Annotated in this window: 21 protein-coding genes and 1 pseudogene; 11 read left to right on the plus strand and 11 right to left on the minus strand. The window is 41.5% G+C overall.

What is annotated here, in order from left to right; translation table 11 throughout:
• Positions 1 to 2 precede the first annotated feature (2 nt).
• The 11 genes from P7F88_RS04860 (at position 3) to P7F88_RS04910 (ending at position 7954) form a co-directional block, all read left to right on the plus strand.
• Positions 3 to 212, plus strand: a complete 210-nt coding sequence (locus P7F88_RS04860; protein WP_277822393.1) for a hypothetical protein — start codon at positions 3 to 5, stop codon at positions 210 to 212.
• Positions 202 to 1302: a replication initiation factor domain-containing protein gene (locus tag P7F88_RS04865; RefSeq protein ID WP_277822395.1), complete on the plus strand. Its 1101-nt coding sequence runs from the start codon at positions 202 to 204 to the stop codon at positions 1300 to 1302. The genes P7F88_RS04860 and P7F88_RS04865 overlap by 11 nt, the downstream gene beginning before the upstream one ends.
• Positions 1290 to 1628, plus strand: a complete 339-nt coding sequence (locus tag P7F88_RS04870; protein ID WP_277822397.1) for a DUF1293 family protein — start codon at positions 1290 to 1292, stop codon at positions 1626 to 1628. The genes P7F88_RS04865 and P7F88_RS04870 overlap by 13 nt, the downstream gene beginning before the upstream one ends.
• 36 nt (positions 1629 to 1664) lie before the next feature.
• Positions 1665 to 1907, plus strand: coding sequence for a single-stranded DNA-binding protein (locus tag P7F88_RS04875; RefSeq protein WP_277822399.1), 243 nt, complete (start codon positions 1665 to 1667; stop codon positions 1905 to 1907).
• A gap of 25 nt (positions 1908 to 1932) precedes the next feature.
• The gene (locus P7F88_RS04880) at positions 1933 to 2157 is read left to right on the plus strand and encodes a phage coat protein (RefSeq protein ID WP_277822400.1); all 225 of its coding nucleotides are present in this window, start codon (positions 1933 to 1935) and stop codon (positions 2155 to 2157) included.
• Between the two features lie 145 nt (positions 2158 to 2302).
• Positions 2303 to 4072, plus strand: a complete 1770-nt coding sequence (locus P7F88_RS04885; protein ID WP_277822402.1) for a hypothetical protein — start codon at positions 2303 to 2305, stop codon at positions 4070 to 4072.
• A gap of 1 nt (position 4073) precedes the next feature.
• Entirely contained in the window at positions 4074 to 4388 is a 315-nt protein-coding gene (locus tag P7F88_RS04890; RefSeq protein WP_277822404.1) for a DUF2523 family protein, read from the plus strand.
• Between the two features lies 1 nt (position 4389).
• On the plus strand, positions 4390 to 5238 hold the full coding sequence (locus tag P7F88_RS04895) for a zonular occludens toxin domain-containing protein (RefSeq protein WP_277822406.1): 849 nt from the start codon (positions 4390 to 4392) through the stop codon (positions 5236 to 5238).
• A 74-nt stretch (positions 5239 to 5312) separates the two neighbouring features.
• Positions 5313 to 5519 (plus strand): hypothetical protein, encoded by a 207-nt coding sequence (locus tag P7F88_RS04900; protein ID WP_277822408.1) that lies wholly within the window; start codon positions 5313 to 5315, stop codon positions 5517 to 5519.
• 131 nt (positions 5520 to 5650) lie between these two features.
• Positions 5651 to 6880: a hypothetical protein gene (locus tag P7F88_RS04905; protein WP_277822410.1), complete on the plus strand. Its 1230-nt coding sequence runs from the start codon at positions 5651 to 5653 to the stop codon at positions 6878 to 6880.
• A gap of 3 nt (positions 6881 to 6883) precedes the next feature.
• The gene (locus P7F88_RS04910; protein ID WP_277822412.1) at positions 6884 to 7954 is read left to right on the plus strand and encodes a hypothetical protein; all 1071 of its coding nucleotides are present in this window, start codon (positions 6884 to 6886) and stop codon (positions 7952 to 7954) included.
• Positions 7955 to 8221: 267 nt separating this feature from the next.
• On the opposite strand, the gene P7F88_RS04915 is transcribed toward P7F88_RS04910, so the two are convergent.
• The 11 genes and pseudogenes from P7F88_RS04915 to P7F88_RS04965 form a co-directional block, all read right to left on the minus strand.
• On the minus strand, positions 8222 to 8614 hold the full coding sequence (locus tag P7F88_RS04915; RefSeq protein ID WP_277822414.1) for a DUF3653 domain-containing protein: 393 nt from the start codon (positions 8612 to 8614) through the stop codon (positions 8222 to 8224).
• A 199-nt stretch (positions 8615 to 8813) separates the two neighbouring features.
• The gene (locus tag P7F88_RS04920; RefSeq protein WP_277822416.1) at positions 8814 to 9590 is read right to left on the minus strand and encodes a hypothetical protein; all 777 of its coding nucleotides are present in this window, start codon (positions 9588 to 9590) and stop codon (positions 8814 to 8816) included.
• A gap of 566 nt (positions 9591 to 10156) precedes the next feature.
• Entirely contained in the window at positions 10157 to 10309 is a 153-nt protein-coding gene (locus P7F88_RS04925) for a YoaH family protein (protein ID WP_277822418.1), read from the minus strand.
• 40 nt (positions 10310 to 10349) lie between these two features.
• Positions 10350 to 11549, minus strand: coding sequence for a conjugal transfer protein TraF (locus P7F88_RS04930; RefSeq protein WP_277822420.1), 1200 nt, complete (start codon positions 11547 to 11549; stop codon positions 10350 to 10352).
• Positions 11550 to 11614: 65 nt separating this feature from the next.
• Positions 11615 to 12478: a DUF2861 family protein gene (locus tag P7F88_RS04935; RefSeq protein WP_277822421.1), complete on the minus strand. Its 864-nt coding sequence runs from the start codon at positions 12476 to 12478 to the stop codon at positions 11615 to 11617.
• The gene (gene vxrB, locus P7F88_RS04940; protein ID WP_277822423.1) at positions 12478 to 13140 is read right to left on the minus strand and encodes a response regulator transcription factor VxrB; all 663 of its coding nucleotides are present in this window, start codon (positions 13138 to 13140) and stop codon (positions 12478 to 12480) included. The genes P7F88_RS04935 and vxrB overlap by 1 nt, the downstream gene beginning before the upstream one ends.
• Positions 13115 to 14558: pseudogene (gene vxrA / locus P7F88_RS04945) on the minus strand (sensor histidine kinase VxrA). The gene vxrB and the pseudogene vxrA overlap by 26 nt, the downstream one beginning before the upstream one ends.
• A gap of 164 nt (positions 14559 to 14722) precedes the next feature.
• Positions 14723 to 16117: a Re/Si-specific NAD(P)(+) transhydrogenase subunit beta gene (gene pntB / locus P7F88_RS04950; RefSeq protein WP_277822425.1), complete on the minus strand. Its 1395-nt coding sequence runs from the start codon at positions 16115 to 16117 to the stop codon at positions 14723 to 14725.
• 10 nt (positions 16118 to 16127) lie between these two features.
• On the minus strand, positions 16128 to 17663 hold the full coding sequence (gene pntA, locus P7F88_RS04955; protein WP_277822427.1) for a Re/Si-specific NAD(P)(+) transhydrogenase subunit alpha: 1536 nt from the start codon (positions 17661 to 17663) through the stop codon (positions 16128 to 16130).
• A 392-nt stretch (positions 17664 to 18055) separates the two neighbouring features.
• Positions 18056 to 18337 carry an HlyU family transcriptional regulator gene (locus tag P7F88_RS04960; protein WP_277822429.1) on the minus strand — a complete coding sequence of 94 codons (282 nt, stop codon included), beginning with the start codon at positions 18335 to 18337 and terminating at the stop codon, positions 18056 to 18058.
• A gap of 36 nt (positions 18338 to 18373) precedes the next feature.
• Positions 18374 to 18745, minus strand: coding sequence for a late competence development ComFB family protein (locus P7F88_RS04965; RefSeq protein ID WP_277822431.1), 372 nt, complete (start codon positions 18743 to 18745; stop codon positions 18374 to 18376).
• Between the last annotated feature and the right edge of the window lie 331 nt (positions 18746 to 19076).

Below are 19076 nucleotides of genomic sequence, written 5' to 3' on the forward strand. Positions count from 1 at the left end.
TCATGTTCACAAGTAATCAAATTTATTTCGACTACGAGCCAAATATTGGTGTGAATGCGTATTTCATCTGGGGTCACCATTTCTTCAACTCTATGACTGATTTACAGCTGTACGTTGATGACCGTTTCGGGAAAGACTTCGAACTTATCGAAATCACCAACGGCAACTATGAAGAATGTGTGCGTATGGGGGTATTTTCTGGTGTTCTCTAAGCCTAATTTCAAAGTTGAAGCAGAAAAACGCCAGCCTGTGATTGTGGATCATTTAGCGTTCACTTTCCCTATACGCGATCTTAGGCACCTGGCTACGCATCCAGATTTCAGAAAACGTTATCGGTTTGACATACCACAACACCCTGAAAAAATCCCAATGATGCCTTTAGATATCTACAACACACTTGTAGAACGTTATGAAGCTGAAGTGGTTAATCATCTTGAGGTTTTGTTCGAAAACTTCATTTACTGGGAGTTTGGAATGACGCTCTCAGCCCCAAGAGGTCGTGGGCTTCATGGCTATACTGAGTCGTTCTGTCTGTTTGATAAAACAGGTAATCATGAGCTTGGTTTGGTTGGCTATGGTGGTAATAACGACACTATTTTTATTCAGCTTTCTGGCCTTGGTTGTAAGTACCTTTTTGACCATAAATCCTACCTGCATATCCATAAAGTGCTATCCAGCGCGTTAGGTGTTACTACCCTATCCCGCCTTGATTTAGCGGTTGATGACTACACCGGAAATTTCGATATTGGTTATGCGTCTATCGCGTATTTTGACGGTGCATTTAGAACATCATCCAGGGGAAACTACCCAAAAATGCGTCCGTTTGTGGAGTATGACGGCAATGGAAATGAAAACATTACCGCTATATCCGTTGGCTCTCGTACCTCAAAAGTCTACTGGCGCATCTATGACAAAGCCCAAGAGCAAAACATCAAAGACCGTTCTGTTATCTGGTACAGAAACGAAGTTGAACTTAAGAAAATTTCTATCGATGCATTGATGTCACCCGCTGCGTTCTTCGCTGGCCTTTGTGACTTTTCAGCAAGTATCGAACCTACCGATGGTATTCGTTTCAAGACAATCAAGAAAAAAGCCTGTCTGGAATTGAAAGCCAAAACAGCCTGGGCGCGCCAACAAGTTGGCAAAACGCTCTCTGAACTCGTTGATTTTTATGATGGGGATTTGATGCAAGTCTTTGGACTCTTAATCCCTTCAAAACATCGGGGTCGAACTATCGACTTACCTGAAACCAACAAACATCTTTCACAAGCATTGTTAGGAGTTAAGGAATGTCCGTTTTAATCGCTAATATCACCAGACGTAAGTTCGCTAAAAGCAACGCATTCGAATCGTTCGTTAAATTGATGCACCCAGTTAGCAACGTAGAGAATGACAAGATCACTATTCAGGCTATTGGTGTTACGACTGATTTGCCTTTTGGCAGACAAGAAATTTTTATCAATGATGCCTACGCCGCCAAGTTAATTGAGCGTCGATGCTTCGCACCTCTTAGGAACTACGAGGTTAAGACCGCACTCAACCCAGAAACCCTACAGAACGAAATCGTAGAACTCATTCCTGTTGATGACGATGTAAAGAAACTTTTTGCCGAGTCTCTTAAAGGTTAATCACCGTCCGTTTATTGATTGTCGGAGGTAAGAAATATGCCGAAATGCTTAGGTGATTATGGTGGTTATCTATACGTAAATAGCCAAACTCCGATTGAATATTGTAATGGGTATATAGCGTTAACTGCTGCTGACTACAACGAGTTGATGGATTACACGCAAGTTACCGCTGAAGAAATTACCTCTTACTTTAGCCTGGGTTTTGCTCTGGTTTTTGTGGGGGGTTATTTAATGACGTTTGCCATACGTGCAGCGTTACAAGTCGTAAGGCTTATTTAATCTCAACTTAGTAAGGAACTATCTTATGAAACAGTCTATCCGTAAAGTTGTAATCTCGTCCCTTGTTCTCGTCACTGGCGTAGCGAACGCAAGTACTACCGCTGCTACCGTTGACACATCCAGCCTGTTCAACGCTATCGACCTTTCTGGCATTGCTACCAATGTTATCGGTATTGGTGTTGTTGCCATTGGTATAGCCGTTGCCCTTAAAGCTATCAGCCTGGCTAAACGTGCTGTTAATAAAGCCTGATCATGTTGGTCGCACTGCATGATATTCAGCTAATTATATTTACTCTGCTTGGGGGGCTTGCTGGCTTTATAGCTTCTCTGAACATGAGATAAGTATTTATTGAGGGCTTAACTGCCCTCTTTTTATACTCTTTCAGGAGTGATACATGAAATTCATCCTGTTATTAACACTACTCATTACTTCGTTAAACGTTCACGCCCAGTTTATTAATATCAGTCCTTTTGAGGATCATCGCGGTTATTGTCCGATAGAGTCCATTCATATCGGCGTTGCAACGGAAGGATACTTACAATCTTTAATCGGTAGAACTTGTGAAAACTGGGCTTCTGATGGTCACGACTTAGCACCCTATTACATAGATACGTTAGTCGTTGATGTCGTAAAGAAAAATGGTAAAGCTTATTTAGACTATGAGTGGGAGATATCTGAATATTATGAGAGTGGCAGAGACCTGATATACGTAGGTACGTTATCAGATGCAACAGGCTGTCCGGCCAATCAGTATTTAACCGACAAAGGCACATGTGAAACCTACTACTGTGATAGTTCAGAAGCATTTTTGCAGTTTAGTAATGACCTAAAGTTGTGTATAGAGACTCATGAATTTTATGAAGTTACCCATTCATGCCCTACCAACACCCATAACTATCATTTTAGTTGCACCGCTGATACCTCCATCCCCGATCAACCTAATCCCGATGATACAGGCACAGATACAGGTACAGGCGATGGTGGAACAACGGATACCGGAAGCACTGACACGCCAATTACAAGTATACCGGATACTGGAACTGGTGATACTGGTAGCGGGGACATTGGAAATACTGATAATACCGATAACACTGGGGGTAATGGTGACAGCGTAACAGATACAGGTGGATCTACTGGCTCTCGTTGTCAGTTTGGGGAAGTTTTTCAAACCGATCTGCAAATGTGTGTCCCCATTGATAAAGACATTACGCCACCTGATGGAGACACCACACCGCCTGACGGAGACACCACACCGCCTGACGGAGATACCACTCCGCCTGACGGAAATACCACTACGCCGGATTGTGCTCAAGGCGAAACATATGATTCAACCTTAAATACTTGTCTCAAGCCAGTAACCGATAAGCCACAACCGGATATTGGCAACCACCCTAACTGCTCCCCTCAAAGTACAACTTACTACTATCCTGAATGCAAAAACTGGCCTTCAGATTGGTGGCCTAGTGACACTGTTGACGGAGGTACACCACCAGATTTAACGTCTGACTCTGACATCAAAGCCTTAGCAAACCAAATTCAGGATATGCAAACCGACCTGAACACTTCGCTTGATGCAATGGCGTTACAGCAACAAATTGATAAAACCGAGCTGTCCAATAATATCCAGGCGTTAAACACCTCGGTTAATGAGAACGGTACAAAAGTCGATGCCGGTTTCGATAAAATGCAAACAGAAATCACGACACTCAATGACAGCATTACCACCCTAGATACCAACACCACAAACTCTATGGCTTCGATGGAAACCTCGATAGCTGGCATACAAGAATCCGCGGCAAAAATAGAAAGTAACCTGGATAAAATCGCTAATGCCGATGTTTCTAATGCTGGCTCTGGTGCGTGTATCAATACCGGAACGTGTAAAGGTTTCTATGAATCAAAGTATCCAAACGGCATTAACGGTGTATTAGATAAAAGTATTAACACCATCACCACCCAGACCTTCAAACCCATAGTTGATGGGTTCAGTAATATCGAGTTTTCCGGTGATGCTCCTTCTTTCGTGCTCGATATGTCCGGTTTTGGTTTTGGTCAGTACGACTTAAATGATTATGTGGACTTTAGTTATGTCTGGGCTTTTGTACGTTTCTGCATGATCTTCAGCACGATCTTTCTGTGCAGACAATTAGTGTTTGGTGGTTAATATGGAATGGATAATTAATCTCTTTGATAAGCTACTTAGCTTCTTATACAACCTGCTGTTGTCTTTGGTTACCGTCCTGCAAGACATGTTTTATTGGATTCTTGAGCAAGTAATGAAAGCAATAGAATTCCTCTTGTCGGGTATCGCTGCCTTATTTGCACCAATGGATATATCACAATACCTCACTGGCCTTCCCTCTGAGGTTGGCTGGATGCTTGGTCAGATTGGACTCCCCCAATGTTTAGCCATGATAACCGCTGCCATCCTTATCAGACTGACGCTTCAACTCATACCATTTACACGATTGGGGTCTTAATATGATTAACGCTATTACTGGTAGACCTGGAGGGGGCAAAAGTTATGAAGCTGTCGCCTTTCACGTTATCCCTGCCATAGAATCTGGTCGTAAAGTGGTAACCAACCTACCCCTTAACCTGGATCATTTCGTTAAAGTGTTCGGTGCTGAAGTTGATGAACTTATCCACGTTGTCGATGGCAAGCTGGATGACTTTGGTTCGTTGGAACGTCCTTTTTCAAAGATTGATGACTACAATGATGAATGGCGAGACGAACAAGGCAAAGCACCACTTTACGTAATAGACGAAGCACATATGGTGTTACCTGCCCGGTCTTGTTCTCCTGAGATTTTGGAATGGTACTCCATGCACAGACATCGAGGGATAGACATACTCTTGATGACTCAGAACCTTCGAAAGATCCATCGTGATATTAAAGACATGATTGAGGTCTCTTACTATTGCGCTAAAAATACGGCAATTGGTTCTAGTAAGTCATACACCAGGAAGGTTAAGAACGGTGCAAATGGTGAGGTCGTTTCTCAGTCGGTCAGAACCTACAAAAAAGGTTTCTTTCCTTTTTACCAAAGTCATACCGCATCAAACAAAGCTGTCGAAGAAGCAATGGCCTCTGACATTACGCCTATATGGAAGAAGTGGTATGTGTGGCTATCTATATTGATGATTATTGGGGGCTTGTACTTTGTACTTAGTAATGGCTTCTTAGGCCATGTTTCCAAACCGGAACCAACAACAATAAACCAGGGAGAAACCATATCAACATCCGTTTCTGAACAGCTTCCCCAACACCACCAAAGCAACCTTTCGGCGTTCTTGAACAGTTCGAACTATTCGGAGCCGGACAAATAAGGCAAGTCACTTTCTACCGAGAAGCAAACAACAACAAGCTGAAGATAAACAACCAACTCACTTTTGACAAAGTGATGATAGATGTATATCTGGATAGAAAGCTTCTATTCACCACTAATAACTTCGAGCTAGAACGGCTTGGGTATGGCTTTGAAATACTCGCTGAGTGTTTTTACCTTGTCACATGGGAAGGAACTGAGAATATGGTAACGTGTGGTGAAATTAAAGAAGATCAACAAGAAGCAGATGTTACAGAATTAAACCCCACACCTATCTTATAAAATGTAGTATTAAGAAGCTAAAGTAATTGATTTCTCAAAAATCTAAGATACTCATAAGTAAAAAAACAAAGACATATCGTCACACTTGCTTTATCATTTTTCTAAATATCATTTGTTATTAGGTGCATATAATGGACGGCCACAAACTTGAAGACTCTAAAATTAATTGTTTATCCATACTCCAGACAATAAACGTAAAGGATTATTTAGATCTAGTCGAAGACATTTATAAGCATCATACCGGAGGCATCAAAGGCCAAAGAGCACCTTTGCGAACTAAAACAGCTCAAACGATACGAGCTCGAATGGTAAAAGATATTGAAGATGGTGCTGTATTGCCGCCGTTAGTTATTGGTGCCGAAGTTAGCCAAAGTGGGTATGACAAAATTAGGGACTCAGATAGCTTTATAACGCTACTAACACAACAACTAGAACAAGGCTCAGCTCTCGAAACAAACCATGCGTTATATCAAGCAAACTTTTCAATTATTGACGGTATGCAGAGAACTACCGCGATTATGGAAGCGATTGAAACAGCCAAAAAGTCTAACGATGAAAATAAACTGGATGAAATATTAGCGCGTCACATTAGAGTTGAATTTTGGATTTCAACCTCTTTGAATAGTCTTATTTATCGCATGTTGGTATTGAATACAGGGCAAGTACCATGGGATATGAAGCGACAGTTAAACACTATCTATGAACCTATAATCAGAAGCCTTAATGATTCTGTAGATGACCTAGACATTAAGTTATTAGATGATAGTGGCCGAAGGGCTGAGCCGGGTCAGCATCAAAGTAGTAAGCTAATAGAATACTTTTTGTGTTTTACATCTAGAAAGCCAGAAGTTGATATCAAGGAAAAAGTTGCAGAAGACTTTGCAAGAATGGACGCTATAGCAGCTACTTCAAATGGTGAACTACTAAATGATTTTATCAGGGTCATAAGCTGGTTTGTAAAACTTGATCATGCTGTATCAAAAACTGATACATTATTCGAAGGTGGCAAGTTTAAAAAAGGCAAGGATCTGTTTACCAGCGTCACTGCTGGTGCAGGCTTTGTTGCCGCTGCTGCTGAGTTCATTTTTGGCCCACCCGGTTTTGAGTTAGATTTCGAAGAAGCTAAAGCCAATCTTGATACTTGGTGTCATGATATGCAGGTTCTAATTTCTAAAATCGAAATACTAGACAACCATCTCTTGGACGATTTTCTACAACTTGAACTATTGAATGAAAAGGTGTCATCCCGTTCTGGTAAAGTGGGTACCTTTGAAAGGGATTTTTTCCACAAAGCATTCAGTGCGATGTTTAAATACAATGAAAAGCTACAAGATCTCAAACCTTGCTGGATGGCTAGATAGTATATGGCGAATATCCATGACCATGTTGATTATGTGTTTGATGAGATCGTGTCTTACGCTGGACACGATTTCGCTTTACCAACCGACACTAGATCTAAAATGAAACCAGCCCCTCCAGGCGATAAAGAACAACTTGATCTTTTCAAGACACTATCTAAATCACAAAAGACTAATATCTTACCCGGGGTCTTTGTCGGTGAGTTTTATGGAGATAATACTAGGTATTTAATTGTAAACCTTCCCCGGGAGGAGGAAAGAGACGACAGTTTCAATGGTGCTTTTGAAGATGCAGATTTTAGTGCTCCAATGGAGGCAGAAAGCCTTTATTGTGTCAAAGAGTTTGGATTGAAAGTCAATCGTAGAAATTCAAAATCGCTCGTCATGAATAACCTACTTTATCAACAAGAAGAGGAGGAGTATGCCGGACATAATCTTCTTGAGGTTTTTGAGTACTTTGAAACTTTTTCCTTATGTAGAATAGATAATAGTCACATATTGTATGATATTTCATTCGATTCACTTACGTATTTAATAACCATGCAGTTTGAGGAGCTAATCCCATTACCCCTAGATCAAACTTTGAGCCAATATGCTGAAGTCTTCGCAAAAAAAGAACTTCGACCTATCGCAAATATCTTTTTATCGCTTACATCAACGCACTGGAAACATGCATTTTTGGAGCTCTACCGATGCTTTGAAGGACTATTTGTTATACCTTCTGCTCTCTGTTTAAAACAATCTATTGACTACGAAGGAAAGGCTATTGAGTTAGCGGACAAATGTATTGATTCTTTGGATTGGCGAAGAAAGGAAGAAATATCTCTCCGTAAACTTCTACAAGAGTGTATGAAATCCGAACTCTTCAACACTAAGCTAGATGAAACCAGTTTTTTTGGGGATCTCGAAAGCAAATCCCCAGAAAAAGTTGCTAATAAGCTGTATAAACTTCGAAACATAAACGTTCATCAAGCAAAAGAGACTTCAGACCTGCAAGATAACGACTGGGTACAACTATTATCGCTTATGCTTGTTGGTATAGAACACCTATACGAAAGTTATAGTGAAGACTTATAAGCTTATTTACAAGCATCGTATTAATGGGCAATGTAGTACAACTTAACCTAAATATTACTTAGGAACTTGTTTTTCCTATTCCGTCCTGCTTAGCTCCTCGCAGAGCATTACAACGACTAAGGGTATCAATGCTACAGCAACCCACTTCATTCATAAGGTGGGTTCTGCGACTTCGGGAGGGGCTCGTTTCGTCGGGAGGGCACCGAAGGTGCAGAACCCCCGTTCTGTATTACGGGGTAAATTCCCTCATAACTCAAAGGATTCGAACTACCTTTTTATAATTCGGTTATCTAGGCGGGCGATGTTTCGGGCTGTTCTTAGCATGGTAGTTAAGATTTTTTTATCACAAGGTGTTTTTGCTACATCCCACTTGAGTATTAAATTACCTGATAAAATTTGTGTAGAAGTTAGGCGTTCTCCGTTTGGGAGTCTTAAGGTATCACCTTCGATCCAAAAGCCATCCCATTCTTTTGAATGATGCAATTCTCGCCCTTTCACCATTCTCATTAGCCGTTTACATATGGGCGGGATGGTTTTTCCTTCATCCCATTTTTTGATCTCGCTCTCAGATTCTAAACATAATTTTGCTGTGTCTTTGACACTCAAACCACATACGAATTTTCGGAAAACTAGGTTTTTCGTGAGTTCTGTACGATTCATGCATAATCTCCAAGTTTAAGAAAACTTTTCATTATGCACACCGTACACCGTTCAAAAAATCCCTATTTAACATAGAGTTACATAATGCGCAGTATATATGTATGTAAGAGCTATTTAGCCATATCATTAGCATTATGGCAATAACCACCTAGAAAACATCGGTTTTTCTAGGTGGTTTATTAACTTTATGTATGGCCAACTACCAAAGTTCGAAGTTTGACTTAAATGTATCCTTTAGTGGTCCAAAAATTCCATTTAGAACAGATCCATTTATAGTTACCCCGTCCTCAATCTTATCGATATACGCTTCCACACTACTTTTAACTAACTCCTGAACAGCGACAATTACCTGAGCTGGATAATAAGGGTATGGAATAATGGATGGAGCGAACATACTATTTAGATACGCCGCGACCGATATCATGTGAATGTTGGGTATTCTCGCTATATCGAGGTCGTCGGCTAAACTTCCTGCTTTTACACATCGTATCAGTAGAGTGAGTCCTAACGAGTTCCCATTCCCATTGCCATTAGATGGCAACACATCAATAAATGATGGATTATCACTGGTTGGCGAAATAGAACACAACCAACCTCTGTAAGAATGGCTAAACCCATTTAAAAAGAATGTATTGAATGCCAACGTCGGATAGATGCTCGGGTTACTGTTTGCCAACGCTTGTTTTACAACATAGTGCGTACTTCCTGGCTCCGAGCCTAAAACAGCATGCCAATAACCTGGAGATTTGATTTCTGCCGTACAGGTGGGATTTGATGCATTAGCCGACAAAAGCACGGTCACACTGCAATTACCATCCCCAAATGATTGGCCTCTTCCCCATGCAACCGGTGTTTTCAGAGCAAACAAAAGTGGTGACGCGCCTGCTCCTGCCTGAATGAACCGCCTTCTACTAAAGCGGGATTTATCTTCACTGAATTCAACTGTATCCAAACTGTCGTTTTTTTGATCTTCCATACCATGGTCTCCGAGTTAATCACGGCTTAATTAAAGTTTAGCTGAGCTAAGTTAAGGAGACTTATCATTATTGAGAAAACTACTAATACATTCGTTTATTAACGATTTAATTGCTGTAGCTTGCCATTGACTCAGTTCTAAAGATTTTTGAGTGTCATCACAGGGGAAAAAACATCCTCATATTACTAAAACTTCATTAACTGAAGTCATATTAACCATAAGTTAATATCAATAAGCCAAGCTTCCTTAAGTTTCAGGCTAAGTGAATGCTTACATTACGCTTTGTCACTTTTACCTCTCTGGCAGCATAAAACTCCGGAGCGCAGCTCATGCTTTGTAATTAAGTTACACCACATTATATTTGTATCTTGATTTGTATTATCGACCTGTTATTTAGCTAACATTTAAATAGACTACCCTTTAGTTAGTTAATAATTGGGTCTTATGATTTGAAGTTTTTAATTGTAGTTTTTGTGGGATTCTAGGAATGGTGAAATTTTTAGAAAGGCATTTAGTTATATTGCATTAAGGTATTAAAGAAAGGAGAGCATTGCTCCCCTATCCCTTTATTCCGACTTTTCTTGTTGTTCTTTACGAATCTGATTAGCCACGATCTGAATGGCTTCTGCAGTACTCACTCCTTCAGCCATTAATTTCTGGATTTTTTCTACTGCTTCTTGTTGCTCTTGGTGAATTAAGTTAGGAAGGTCGTTAAACATATTCGGCTCCTTTTATCAGGAGCCGAATATTAGCAGGATTTTAGTAGGTAGCAAGGAAGTTTACGTAGCCACCCATCGCATCTTCATTTGTGTAGCTAACCGCAACATCCATCTCAAATAGCCCTAATGGCGAGAGACCAATACCGGCAGTTACTGTGTCATCTAAATCATCGTAAGCTAAGTTTCTCTTATATCCAGCTCGCAGAGCTAGCTGCCTGAAAATATCTATTTCAATACCAGCCCTCAGCCACTGTGTGTTGTCATCGAATGAAGTATAACGTTCATCTTCATTCAAATCGTAATCCACACTCAGCGCGAAGTAGTCATCCACATAACCAATACCAACGGTATACTGTGGTTTCATTTGGTATTTGTAGTCTGTAGTAATCGTTCGCGACTGATTTGTGTTCTGACTTTCCAGAGTAGTCGTTACGACTTTAGTTTCAATATCTCTACCGATTAAATTTGTTCCAGTGAATCCAATTCGTAGCGGACCATAGAACCAAAGCGCACCGACATCAATATTAAAAATTGTTTCTCCAGTACCATTTTCCCTAATGTCATCAATTTCATAACTATCTGCTGAAGCGGTATACACATAGGTATACATTCTTTGCAATTTAGGAGAAATACCAAATGACATGTGCTGACCAAACACAGTCGAGTAGCGAGCAATAGATAAACCAGCTTCTGCTACACCAATTGAAACTGCATTGACCGCTGTTAGTTCTGCTGTTTCGGCTATTCTAACGGCTTCATTGGATTCACTACTCGACCACACATCCGGCGCCACATAAGACTCTGTATAAGCTTTGCCGAAAATGGTCATCGACATATAAGGATTGGGAATACCAAATGCAACAGCGCCACCCAACTCAAGCTTTGCTTCACTACCCTGCAAGTTTTTTAAAGCAGTATCAACTTCGGTTAATGTAGCGGCATCAGCCGTGCCGCCCCTTATCGCTTCAATATTATCTGAAATTGTATCGAGGTTATCGACCATTTGATTGGAATCGTCATACATGAGTCCGAAACTCGGCAACAACATGCCGGCGTCATCATTACGGCGGTAAATTGCTGCCAGTGCTGGATTATAAAATGGGGCTGTCAGATAAGTGGCGGAAACGACACCAGTACCGCCCATCGCATCGCCGCGTGCATCAACGGCATAGTTAGCGGCAAAAGTAGAAAAAGAAGTTAAAGAAATCGCACTAACTACAGCTAAACGTAGTTTATTCATATGGTTACACCTAAATCATCCTTTACAGTGTATCGGCAATCAGGGCCGAAGCTCTAAATATCACATCACTCTTCAGATATATCGTGAGTTTTACTGATGACTTGTTGCTCTTCAATGGTGATCGCACCTTGCCATCTTTTGTGAGTGATAGATACAGCTAGCACATATCGATCCGCTTTTATGTTTTCTAGTGGTAAAGTTTTCGGATAATCACTTTCGTATGATCTTTTCCAGATTTGCTTATACTGTTCATCGACATAATCATATAGTCCAATGTCCATTACGGGTAAAGCACAATAAGGATTTAATAAGCCAAAAGTATCAACCGTCCACTTGTCTTTCGTTTCCCATCGAACGACTTGCTTTGCAGCGGCTTCGCCCATTACAATCCAGGACTCCCACACCCCGTTGCTTGCCGAACGAATAATAACTTTATATAGCCCTTTTCCTAAGCGTTGATTTAATGAAAAAATGTTACTGTGTATTGTCTCATCGGATTCTTCAATTATCTTGTATTCGCTATCATCGGATACAGCGTCATTTGGCCACTTAACTAAGCTGACCTTTTCTATGTCTGCTTTCGTAACCACATCAACAATTACTCGTTCGGTTCTTCTACCCGGACTTTGAATCGATTGTCTTCGAATGACAACTTCATCTAACCACTCAGCTAATGGCGTTGAACTAAGACTTTTACCACAATCCGTTTCTAGTGCTTTTAACAGCAACTGATTAAGGTGGCTTTCCATATAGGCGTCGTTTTTGTTTTGCCAGACTTGAATTAAAGAAGAAAAACTTTCTTCTAGATTCCCATCGAGCAACATCTGATGAGCCTTAATAAGTGGCGACGACCCTTCAAACCAGTTTTCCGCAGTATTTGCGGAAAATGGCGTGAATAATAATAATGCCGTGAGTAGTTTATTTCGCATCAAGATTTCATCTTGTAGCCAACGCCACGAAGGGTTTCGATATCAACACCAGGTAATTTCTGACGCAACTGAAGAACATGTGTATCGACTGTACGTGTTGTAGGAAAATGATTGTAACCCCATACATGATCCAGTAGTTCATCACGAGTAAATACGCGCCCAAGGTTACTTGCAAGGAACAGCAAAAGATCGAATTCCGTCCGGGTTAGAGTTACAGGGTCACCATTATAGAATACATCACGTGTACTTTTATCAATAACCAAGTGTTCTGTAGTGACTTTGTTTCCATCACTACCTTCATCACCATCTGGCTGACGCAATTGGGCACGAATACGAGCGAACAATTCAGCTTCAGCAAATGGTTTCGTTAAGTAGTCATTTGCTCCCGCATCTAACCCTGAAACTTTATCTTTGATTGTCACTAGCGCCGTCAGCAATATTACAGGTACTTGCTTGATCTCTTTCCAACCAGGTATATGCTCTACAGAGTCACCATCTGGTAGTTGGCGATCAAGAATCACGAGGTCTGCCTTTTCCCACAGTGGCGCAACTTCTGCAATTGTTTCTGCGTGAAAGCATTCGTAACCCGCTTGCTCCAGGCTCACTAATAAGCCATCTGCCAAATTTTTGTCATCTTCAACGAGTAGCAATGTCTGTTTCACAAGGTATCTCCAAGGTAAATGTAGTCGGTGGTCCATCAAGAGACATTTTGCCTCCCATCCGAGCGACCATCGATTCTACTATAGTTAATCCTAGCCCTAATCCGGCTTTGCTAACAAACGGCTTCTTAAGTGTCTTCCAATCTTTGCTCGTAAGCTGCCCTTGATCTATGACGTTGAATCTAACTCTATTCGACTTAATTTCAACTTCCAGTTCAACAGGAGCGACACCGTACTTAACCGCATTATTAACCAGGTTGTCTAAACACGTGCCTAACCAGTACACGTTTACTTTTACGGATCTATCGTTTTCTATCCGTAGTGTTGGTGGATTAGCACTTTCTTCATAGCGATAATCCAACCACTCTTCAATAGAAGGGATCCATTCCGTAGCTAAAGGTTGCTTGTCTGACTGCAAATAGTCTTTACTTGCTTCAGCTAATTGTCTCAACCTTCGACTGTCTTCACATAATCTTCTAAATTCGTCATATACTGTTTCAGGAAGCCTTTCAAATTCCCTCCCTAAACCCCTCCACAGTCAGCGCCAGGCTCGCAATTGGAGTTCGCAGCTCATGAGTAAGAATTTGCAAAACCAGCATTCTGTTTTTGAGTTCTCTGCGCTTTATTTCCCAGCGATAGATTGCCCAACCGATGATTAAAGCAACGTTTGCGATGATCAACGCGACCATAATCCTCAATAAGAGGTTAGATTGATCCTGAACTTCTATACACAAGTTCCCTCGCTGAACAAAACAGTTGCTATTTTTGTCCGTTCGCCACACTGATATTTCGGCTGTTTCTACATTTTTCTGCCATATGTCACTTTCGTATAAGAAATAGTTGTTCCCCCTGCGCAACCATAACTCTCCATCATCAACAAACATTTTCTCGCCGGCAATTAGCGCAGTTAACGCACTGTATGACATTCGCTGGAGACGACCCAGTAATGTTTGTTTTTCGGCTTTGGGTCTTTCCTGAATATGCATATAACTTTGGAGCTCATCAAAGCTATCCGGATGACTTTTAGCATAGCGTGCCGCATACGTTCCCCCCGGGTGAATCAGGCCTGTGCGAGCAAACCATTTTTTTGAAAGAGGTGTACCTTTACAAAGCGCCCTAACAAACACTAGTGGTTCAGTAACCGTTGGACTCAACGGAAGCTTACCAGAACAAGTTTGGGAAAGGTGATATAACTGCTGTATGTCTTTTAGTGGATACTTCCCCGTTTGAGGAAGCATAAATTCTGGTGAAATTAACTTCGTAGGAAAGTCTGTTTGCAGAATACGAATATCGTACTTTGAACTCGCCGTATTCTTATCGAATAAGTCGACAAACAATTCTATTCGCTCTGGTAATGTTTCTGCAAAAACCTTAAAAGGCAGCAAAAATATTATAAATAGTAGTAATTGTTTAGACTTCAAATCTGATTTCCAGCGCGATTGATATGTCCTTTAATATAACTGATAAATCAGCAAAATCCTACGTTACTAAGCAGGTTAAAAGCTATTAACATCAAGACTTTTCGATGAATTGTAAACAAAAGAAAGGCCCGCATATGCGAGCCTTATAGGTGTTACGCTTTGTATTATATATGCTGAGATATCGCGAGACACGACTCTTTAGCATCACCGAATAGCATTTGTGTATTCTCTTTAAAGAAAAGAGGGTTTTGTACACCAGCATAACCAGTATTCATTGATCGCTTAAATACAATAACGTTTTGAGCGTTCCATACTTCAAGTACCGGCATTCCCGCGATAGGGCTGTTAGGGTCGTCTTGTGCTGCTGGGTTTACTGTATCGTTCGCACCGATTACCAGTACCGTATCAGTCTCGGTGAAATCATCATTGATCTCATCCATTTCCAGTACGATGTCATATGGTACTTTCGCTTCAGCCAATAGAACGTTCATGTGACCCGGTAACCTTCCGGCAACAGGGTGAATACCAAAGCGTACTTCTATACCCATATTGCGAAGTTTTTCAGTGATTTCATACACTGGGTACTGAGCCTGTGCTACCGCCATACCGTATCCCGGAGTAATGATTACAGACTTAGAGTTCTTCAGCATTTCTGCAACTTCTTCAGCACTTGCTTCACGATGTTCGCCGTACTCTGTATCGCTGCTTACCACTACTTCCTGGCCAAAGCCACCAGCAATAACAGAGATAAACGAACGGTTCATTGCCTTACACATGATGTATGAAAGGATCGCACCTGACGAACCAACCAACGCACCTGTAACGATTAGAAGATCGTTTGCCAGCATGAAACCTGCCGCTGCCGCTGCCCAACCAGAGTATGAGTTAAGCATCGAAACAACAACTGGCATATCCGCGCCACCGATAGAAGCAACCAGGTGATAACCAAAAGCAAATGCGATAAGTGTCATTACGATAAGTGCAAACATGCTTCCATCGACATTGACGAAGTAGATCATCAGTAGTGTCGAAACAACCACTGCCAGAAGATTCCACTTATGTTTATGTGGAATACTCAGCGGTGACGATGAAATAACACCACGCAATTTACCAAATGCCACGATAGAACCGGTAAAGGTTACCGCACCGATAAATACGCCCAGGAATACTTCAACCAGATGGATCACGTGTTCAGCGTGTACTTCCGATGGAATTATAGAAACTGGGGCTGGTGGAGCAAGGTAACTGTTATAACCAACCAATACTGCCGCTAAACCTACAAAGCTATGTAGAATAGCGACCAGTTCAGGCATTTCGGTCATTTCAACTTTCTTCGCGTAGTGGATACCAATCGCCCCACCGATCACCATTGCTACAATGACCCACGCAAAACCTTCAGCGCTTGGCGAGAAGATCGTCGCGATCAACGCGATTGCCATACCAACGATACCGTAGTAGTTACCGGCACGTGCAGACTCTTGCTTTGAAAGCCCAGCCAGGCTCATGATAAATAAGACCGCAGCAACAATGTATGCGGCTGTTACTAATCCTGCAGACATCTGTTACTCCTTAGTCTTTACGGAACATTTCAAGCATACGTCTCGTAACGGTAAAACCGCCGAAGATATTGATGCTTGCAATTAACACAGCGATAAACGCCAACACAGACACTGCAGTATTGCCCTGCCCAATCTGTAGTAACGCACCCACGACGATAATGCCGGAAATCGCATTGGTTACAGACATTAGAGGTGTATGCAGCGCGTGAGTGACATTCCATACCACGTAGTAACCAACAATACATGCCAGTACAAATACCGTGAAATGCGCTAGGAATGCTGAAGGTGCAACACTTGCCACCCATGCAAACGCGCCAATACCAGCTGCCAAAGCAACTGCTTTTTTAACTGGAGAAGCTGGTTCTTCTTCCTTAACTTCAACTGGCGCTTCTGTTTCAGCTTTCGCCTGAGGTTGTGCTGAAACCTGAATTGGCGGTGCAGGCCAGGTTACTTCGCCTTCTTTAACTACTGTTACACCACGAAGAACGACATCTTCAAAGTCGATATCGATGTTACCGTCTTTTTCTTTACAAAGTAGCTTAAGAAGGTTTACAAGGTTTGTTGCGTAAAGCTGAGAAGATTGAGTTGGCAAGCGGCCAACCATATCTGTGTAACCAACGATTTTCACACCGTTGTCAGTAGTGATAACTTTATCCGCTACCGTGTATTCGCAGTTACCGCCGTTTGCAGCAGCCAGATCCACTATTACACTGCCCGCTTTCATGCTATCTACCATCTCTTTGGTAATTAGCTTAGGAGCAGGACGCCCTGGGATTAATGCAGTGGTGATGATGATATCAACGTCTTTAGCCTGAGCTGCGTACAGCTCTTCCGCTTTCTTGTTGAACTCGTCAGACATCTCTTTTGCATAGCCATCACCTGCACCAGTGTCTTCCTCAAAATCAACTTCAAGGAACTCTGCGCCCATGGACTGTACCTGCTCTTTTACTTCAGGACGTACGTCAAATGCGCGAACAACAGCACCAAGGCTACCAGCGGCACCGATTGCAGCAAGGCCAGCAACACCTGCACCTGCAACAAGAACTTTCGCTGGTGGAACTTTACCAGCGGCGGTGATCTGTCCGGTAAAGAAGCGACCAAACTCATGTGCAGCTTCAACTACAGCACGGTAGCCTGCAATGTTTGCCATAGAGCTCAATGCATCCAGTGCCTGAGCACGTGAAATACGCGGAACAGCATCCATCGCCATTACGTTAATATTCTTAGAAGATAGCTTCTCCATTAATTCAGGGTTTTGCGCAGGCCAAACAAAACTAACCAGGCTTGCTCCCTCTTTAATAGAGTCGATTTCTTTGTCTGATGGTGCGTTCACCTTCAAAATAAGGTCTGACTGCCAAATCTCTTCGTTTGAAGCGATTTTTGCACCAGCACTTTCAAAAGCGACGTCATCAAAGCTGGCTAACACACCAGCTCCTGATTCGATAGCTACATCGAATCCCATTTTTATTAGCTGCTCTACCGACTTAGGCGTTGCAGCAACTCGTGTTTCACCCGCGAGTATCTCTTTAGGCACACCAATCTGCATAGTTATTCCCTACTATTGGCACAATGAATTTCTGATTTTTATACTACTCATATACTAAAAACACGATGTCCTCAGGTTTTTAGCTTAAGTTTTGAGCACTTTGTAGAAAAAGCACGTAAAACCGTCATAATTTACAAGTATGTTCTCAAGCATACCTATAAATCTCTTGTAAAAAAACCACATTATGTAATTACAGCTATCAGGTCGAACCTCCCTTTTGCTAAAGGCTCGGTTTCTAACTTGATAGATTTTATTACCGATGCAGCTATAACGCGCTTTTCATTAAAAGGAGCCAACAGCTTAAATGCTATTGACTCCCATATATATGACGAACATCAACAAGTTGCTTCCAATTTTGAAAGGGCGATTTTTATTGATTGAACAAAAACAACCTATTTAAAAATATCGCCGTTCATCTGATCGATAAACATCTTTGCTTTGGACAGCATCAACTCATTTGCGTCTGTTTCTGACGTCACCACATCAGAACGGATAAAATGATGAATCTTTAGCTCACCATCTATTTCTTTTGTTATACGACCAGCAATTCGATACTGGCCGGACTCAGCTTTGGACTCCTGATATATAAGGAAGCCTTTATGCTCGACAGGCTCGACCTCTTTAGCTGACGCTTGCGATTTACCGCCCCCAAATAGTTTTGAGAAAAATCCCACGCTAAAACTCCTGTAATAAAATTTGTTTGCTCTGAATTAATTGGTCTTTGGCGGAATAATGGGCTTCTCAAACCATTCTAATTCTGGATCTTCTTCCTCAGAAAGATCTTTATAGATGACATCAATGTCATCTTCGCCACGCTCCCGCCTTCTGTCATCTTTAATCATCGTTTCAGCAGCTTCAAGAGCAATCGTTGCTTGAATCCGTAATTGATTAATCTTTTCTTCCTGTACACTGGATAAGAAATCTACGTCATGACGTATATATACCGGGCGCAGTTGGTTGAGTGCAATACAAGCTAAGTCGGCTAGTTGCTCACTGTCATACTTGTCCGCATATTCAGGTCCGGCCAATTTTCTACCGACCAGCGTTTCCATATAGTTATGAACTTCAACACTGATTTGCATGTCTCTACTCCATTAATCGTTCATATAGACAAATTGTATACTCAAGTAACCTAAGCTTAACCTAATACTTATAAAGGTAAATCCGCGAAGATTGTCAATGCGCATCATTTATAGCAAATCTGATAGTTTAGCCACACTTTTCATGTTTTTATTGTTCCCTGATAGATTTATTGGCATTATGCTCATTTATTGAAAATCTTAGTTTTATTTGATTATCAACTAAGGCGCTGGTGTTTTATACAACTAGTAAGCAGGCTGTAGACTCGCGATGTCACTTTTTAGTCCTAATCTGATTAAATTCTTTCTACCATTGTTTTTTGTTTTGGTATTG

Origin of the sequence: Vibrio hannami, assembly GCF_029589055.1 — a bacterium.
GTDB lineage: Bacteria > Pseudomonadota > Gammaproteobacteria > Enterobacterales > Vibrionaceae > Vibrio > Vibrio hannami.